Consider the following 5,762-nt stretch of genomic DNA (forward strand, 5'->3'; position numbering starts at 1 on the left):
CGAGCGTGGCGCGATAGCGCGACAGCGGTGCCGGCGACGACGGCGCGAGAAAACTCGCGGGCGATGCCACCGCGACCGGTGTCGTCGGGCGCGCGGCGGGTGATTCGACACGATCGGCACTGCTCACCGCGATCGCGAGCATGAGCGAGCCAGCACCTAGTGCAACGACAGTTTTCATCCCAAAGCCTCGGGGCGGAGCGGGAACAGCAGTGCCGGGCGGGAACAACCACGAAGCGCGACCGCGCTCCTTCTTTGAACGATGTGCCCGCCCCGGATATCGGGCAAGGGCTCTCGTCTCTACGCGCACTGCCGCTAGGGCATTGCAGGATCGCTGTTTACGTTTTGTCTGAGGGTCGGGGGCCGCCTCCCGCTCGGTCGCCGGGGCGCCTCGAAGTCCAGCGCTACTCCTCAACGCTTCTGTGACACGCCTCAGCACTGATACGCCCTGCCGTCCAGTGCCGCCGGGCGACTCTCCTTCGCCAGCACACCCTCTATGACCCAACGCAGCACTGCGTCACCGACCGCGCCAAGCCCAACCCGAGGCGCCGAACAGTCTCTGGTCCGGGCCGTCGGCGTGTGGGGCCTCGCGGCAGCCATCGCGAATGTCACCATCGGCGGCGGGATTTTCCGCCTGCCGGCGTCGGTGGCGGCAGCACTCGGTGCCGCCGCGCCGCTCGCCTACTTGGTGTGCGCCGTCGCGATGGGACTCATCGTGATGTGTATCGCCGAAGCCGGCAGTCGCGTCTCGCTCACCGGCGGACCCTACGCGTATGTCGAACTGGCCTTTGGCCCGTTTTTCGGCTTTCAGGCTGGCGTCATGCTCTGGTTATTGGGTACCTACGCGGTGGCAGCGGTGGCCACGGTGTACGCCGACAACGCCGCCACCCTCATGCCCGCCTTGGCCGGACCGGGGCCGCGCGCCGCACTGCTCATCACGACCTTTGCGATCGTGGGCGGAGTGAACATGCTCGGCGTCAGCCAGGGGAGCCGGCTGAATCAGGTCACCACGGTGGCGAAGCTGGCGCCGCTGCTGCTGTTGGTCGTCGTCGGCGTGTTCTTCGTTCGCGGCGAGAATCTCGCGATCAGCACGGTCCCGGCGTCCGGCGATGTGTTGCGCGCCAGCATCGTCCTGATCTTTGCCTTCAGCGGAATCGAGACGGCCCTGGTGCCGAGCGGCGAGGTGCGCGACCCGGCGCGCACGGTACCGCGCGCGATTTTCGTCGCGATGATCGGCATCACGCTCCTGTATGTCGCCCTCCAGTACGTGGCGCAGGGCGTGCTCGGCGCGTCGTTGGCCACGTCTGCTACGCCCCTGGCTGATGCGGCCGGCGTCGTGCTCGGGCCCTGGGGACGCACGCTGTTGCTTGTCGGTGTGGTGGTCTCGACGTTCGGCTACCTCAGCGGCATGGCGCTGGCAGTGCCGCGCGCCCTGTATGCGTTCGCACGCGACGGGTTCCTGCCGTCGCCGATCGCGTCGGTGCATCCCACATGGAAAACGCCGCACATCGCGATCGCGCTGCAACTGACCGTCACCTGCACATTGGCGATCACCAGCGGATTCGGTCCGCTGGCGATCATCGCCAATGTCGCGGCGCTGCTGGTGTACTTTTTTTGCGCCGTGGCTGCGCTCGAATTGCGTCGGCGAAACGTCCAGTCCGGTGGTGTGCCGTTCCGTGTACCGGGCGCCGGCGTCGTGCCGGTCCTGGCGTGCGTGGTGATCGTCGGCTTGCTGACATCGATCACCATGGCGGAGTGGAGCAGCATTCTCATCACGGCCGCCGTGGCGGCCGGACTCTACGTGCTGTCGTATCGGAGCCGTGCGGCCCGGGCAAAAGAGAACGCGTCCTGACGCCGAATCAACGGGCGGGACTCGTCCCCGCCACCCGCTTCAGGGTGCGGAACAACATCTCGGTACCCTGACGTAGCGACTCGACACTGACCCGCTCGTCGTTCCCGTGCATGCGACGCAGCTCGTCGGTGCTGATGGGGTACGGGTAGATGCCGAAGACGGGAATGCCGCGATTGCGCCACGCGGCGGCGTCGGTACCGGCCTGGAACAGGTACGGCGTGACTTCGGCCTCCGGCCATTGGGCTTTCGACTCCATGGCCAGCGCGCGGTACAGCAAGGACGTGTCGGGGGACGCTGGCGACGGCGGCGCCACGGCGCCGGCCATCTTCACGGTGAGCAGCGGATCATTGAACAGTTTCTCGAGCGTGCTGATGAGCGCCGCCGGGTCGCTGCCCGGAATGAGGCGCACATTCAGTGTGAGCTCGGCCGACCCCGGGATCACGTTCGACCGGAATCCGCCGGCCACGATGACCGGGGCGATCGTATTGCGCATCAGCGAGTGGATGAGCGGATCACGCGAGAGCGTCGCATCGGCCGTGCGCACCTGCTCCGGCGTACCGCTCAGCAACTGCGTGTAGAGCCGCGCCGTTTCACCAGTGCTCGTCTTGGCCAGCGTCGTGAAGTACTTGCGCGAATCGGGGGTGAACTCGAGTGGCGTCTCATAGGCGCCGAGCTTCGCCAGCGCCCGACCGATCGTCACCAGCGCGTTGTCCGGCAGCGGCATGGACGCATGCGTGCTCGTGCCCTTCGCCGTAATCGTCACGCCCATCACGCGCTTGTCCGACGTGGAGATGCTCACGTACTGCACGCGCCCGTCGTCGCGCTTGATGATCCACCCGCCTTCGTTGAGCGCGAACTCGGCGTCCATCTTGTCCCAATGCTGGCGCGCCAGCCACGTCGTGTTCATCGGGGCGCCTTCCTCGTCGGCTTCGGCCAGGAAGATGACGTCGCGGTCGAGTGGCACCTTGCGGTCGGCCAGCAGCATCGCGGCGCGAGCGAAGACGGCGATGCCGCCCTTGAAGTCGATGGCGCCACGGCCGTACACCGCGCCGTCCTTGATCACGCCGCCGAACGGATCGACCGTCCACTTCTCACGCTCCACGCCCACGACATCGGCGTGCGCCGCGAGCAAGAGGGGCTTCTTCGACCCGTTGCCCTTGAGGCGCGCAAAGAAATGCACCTTGGCGGAGTCCGGCGTGGGAATGACGTCCACCTGAAAGCCACGGGCGCGAAAGAGCGGACCGAGAATATCGGCGATCTGCTGCGTGTGCCCCGGCGGGTTGCTGCTGTTGGCGCGAATGAGCTGCGCGAGCAGGAGGGCGGTGGAGTCGGACTCCTGGGCGGCGAGGGCGGCGGGTCCCGCGAGCAGGACGGCAGCGACGAGCGTCGACAGGCGACGGGTGAGACGGAGCATGCGGCAACCTCGGGCAGGATGTGGCAATGGGTCGCCCAACTTACCGCCCCTCGGTTCGCGAGGCTACGTTGCCACGGTCATCTACCGGAACACCCGATGCGCTACATCCCTGCCCCACGCAGCCGCCTGTCCTGCTCGTGATGCCCGCCGACACGGTTAACGCCATCCGGCTGCCGGCCGCCCTCGCGGTGCTGGCGCTGCTGGTACTCTGGGAATCCGCGCAGCCCTTCTTCCCGCTGTTCGAACGCGGACCGCACGCCGGGCGCGATCGCCTGTGGCACGGCGCCCGCAACGTCGCCCTTGGGTTGCTCAACGGCGCGCTGGTCCGGTTCGGATTCCTCGGCGTGTGGATCGCCGCGATGGCGTGGAGCCGCGAATACCCTTTCGGCCTGTTGCACTGGCTCGCGCTCCCCGAGTGGCTGGGCTGGCTCGCGGCGATCCTGTTGCTCGACGGCTGGACGTACACGTGGCATCGCCTGAATCACACCATGCCGGGCCTGTGGCGTTTCCACCGACTCCACCACAGCGATCAGCAGATGGACGCCACCACCGCGAGCCGGTTTCACGTGGGCGAGATCGTACTATCGTCGATCGCGCGGGTACCGGTGCTGGCGCTGATCGGCTGCAGCGTTGAGCAGCTCGCCGTATACGAGACCGTAATGTTCGCCGTCGTACAATTTCAGCATGCCAACATCGGCCTGCCCGACGCGCTGGACCGGATCCTGCGCGTCGTGATCGTGACGCCGCACCTGCACAAGGTGCACCACTCGGTGGTCGTCGCCGAGCAGCAGTCGAATTTCAGTTCGGTGTTCTCGTGGTGGGACCGGATGGCGCGCACGTTGCGCCTCGCACCCGATCTGTCGGCCGTGGTCTTCGGTGTCGACGAGCTCCCGCCGACGCGTTGACCGTCTGCCAGTGCCGCTTCCTTCCGCCCCTGCCTGATGCGCGCGCCAATTGCCCCGCCAGTCGACTGGCCTTCCGACATTCCGCTGCTCCCGTTCGACGACGCCAACGCGCAGTTGATGCGCACGGTCGCGCCGAAGGGTTGGATGGCGCCGGTGCCCAAGGACCGGTATCACCTGGTCGTGGTCGGTGCCGGCACGGCTGGCCTCGTGAGCGCCGCGATCGCGGCCGGACTCGGGGCCCGCGTCGCGCTGATCGAGCGCCACATGTTCGGCGGTGATTGCCTCAACTTCGGGTGCGTACCCTCGAAGGCGGTGATTCGTGCGGCCCGTGCGTGGCACGAGGCCCGCACCGCCGCCGAACGGTTCGGCGGGCCGCGCGTGACGCAGGACGGTGATTTCGGTGCCGTCATGGCGCGGCTGCGTCGCCTACGCGCCGACATCAGTCCCGTCGACGGCGTCGAGCGCTTCCGCTCCCTCGGCGTCGATGTATTCCTCGGCAACGCCACGTTCAGCGGTCCCGATACAGTCACCGTGAACGACACGGTACTGCGCTTCCGTCGAGCGATCATCGCGACCGGGGCGCGGGCGGCGCGGCCACCGATCCCCGGTCTCGCCGACACGCCGTACGACACCAACGAGTCGATCTTCTCGCTCACCGAACGTCCCGCGCGATTGATCGTGATCGGCGGAGGTCCCATCGGTACCGAGCTCGCGCAGGCGTTCGCGCGCTTCGGCAGTGCGGTGACGCTCGTGCATGCCGGTACGCATGTCCTACCGCGCGATGAAGTCGATGCCGCCGCCGTGGTGTCAACCACGCTTGAGACCGACGGCGTGCAGATCATCAATCAAGCGACCGTTGAACGCGTGTCGCACGACGGGCGGCAATTCACCCTGCAGCTCGCCGGCGACGCGCCAGCGGCACATGCTACGACGGCGCTGCAGGCCGATCGCCTGCTCGTCGCCACCGGGCGCACGCCGAACATCGAGGGGCTTGGCCTCGAGGCGGCCGACATCCGCTTCACCCCGCAAGGGGTCAGCGTCGATGATCGCCTGCGCACGTCGAATCCACGGGTGTACGCCATCGGCGACGTGTCGTCGGCGCTGCAGTTCACCCATGTGGCCGACGCCCAGGCACGACTCGCGGTGGCCAACGCGTTGTTCTTCGGCATCGGTGGGGGGCGTACCAGAAATCTGGTGGTGCCACGCGTGACGTACACCGATCCGGAGGTCGCGCATGTCGGCATGACGGTCGAGGAAGCGGCCGGACGCGGTGTGCGCATCGATACGATCCGAGTGAACCTCGAGGACAACGACCGGGCGCGTCTCGATGGCGAACCGCACGGGTTCCTGAAAGTGCATCTCGCCGCCGGTACGGATCGCATCGTGGGCGCGACGCTGGTGGCCACCCATGCCGGCGAGATGATCGGGGAGCTGGCCGTCGCCATCACCAACGGCGTTGGCCTCGGCGGCGTCGGCAAGACGATTCACGCCTATCCCACCCAGGCCGAGGTGTTCCGGCGGGCGGCCGACGCGTGGCGCAAGCGGGCGTTCACGGCGCGGGCGCGACAGTTCTTCGCCCTGTGGTTTCGCCTGT

Annotated in this window: 4 protein-coding genes; 3 read left to right on the forward strand and 1 reads right to left on the reverse strand. The window is 67.6% G+C overall.

Annotated features, from left to right (window positions below; all coding sequences use genetic code 11):
• Nucleotides 1-493 precede the first annotated feature (493 nt).
• Nucleotides 494-1,849, forward strand: a complete 1,356-nt coding sequence (locus ACIRA7_RS14305; RefSeq protein WP_396221526.1) for an APC family permease — start codon at nucleotides 494-496, stop codon at nucleotides 1,847-1,849.
• A gap of 7 nt (nucleotides 1,850-1,856) precedes the next feature.
• Here ACIRA7_RS14305 and ACIRA7_RS14310 read toward each other — a convergent pair whose 3' ends face one another.
• A complete protein-coding gene (locus tag ACIRA7_RS14310; protein ID WP_396221527.1) occupies nucleotides 1,857-3,263 on the reverse strand; it encodes a M20/M25/M40 family metallo-hydrolase in 1,407 nt (468 codons plus the stop codon).
• Nucleotides 3,264-3,403: 140 nt separating this feature from the next.
• Here ACIRA7_RS14310 and ACIRA7_RS14315 point away from each other — a divergent pair, with 140 nt between their 5' ends.
• On the forward strand, nucleotides 3,404-4,168 hold the full coding sequence (locus ACIRA7_RS14315; RefSeq protein WP_396221529.1) for a sterol desaturase family protein: 765 nt from the start codon (nucleotides 3,404-3,406) through the stop codon (nucleotides 4,166-4,168).
• A gap of 36 nt (nucleotides 4,169-4,204) precedes the next feature.
• A partial coding sequence (locus tag ACIRA7_RS14320) for a mercuric reductase (RefSeq protein WP_396221528.1) occupies nucleotides 4,205-5,762 on the forward strand: 1,558 nt, incomplete at its 3' end.

The organism is Gemmatimonas sp. (assembly GCF_044376735.1).
In the GTDB taxonomy this organism is placed as follows: domain Bacteria; phylum Gemmatimonadota; class Gemmatimonadetes; order Gemmatimonadales; family Gemmatimonadaceae; genus Gemmatimonas.

Bases quoted from the DNA above. Each gene is read 5' to 3' on its own strand.
- ACIRA7_RS14305 (WP_396221526.1), top strand. From the start codon at position 494: ATGACCCAACGCAGCACTGCGTCACCGACCGCGCCAAGCCCAACCCGA.
- ACIRA7_RS14310 (WP_396221527.1), bottom strand. From the start codon at position 3,263: ATGCTCCGTCTCACCCGTCGCCTGTCGACGCTCGTCGCTGCCGTCCTG.
- ACIRA7_RS14315 (WP_396221529.1), top strand. From the start codon at position 3,404: ATGCCCGCCGACACGGTTAACGCCATCCGGCTGCCGGCCGCCCTCGCG.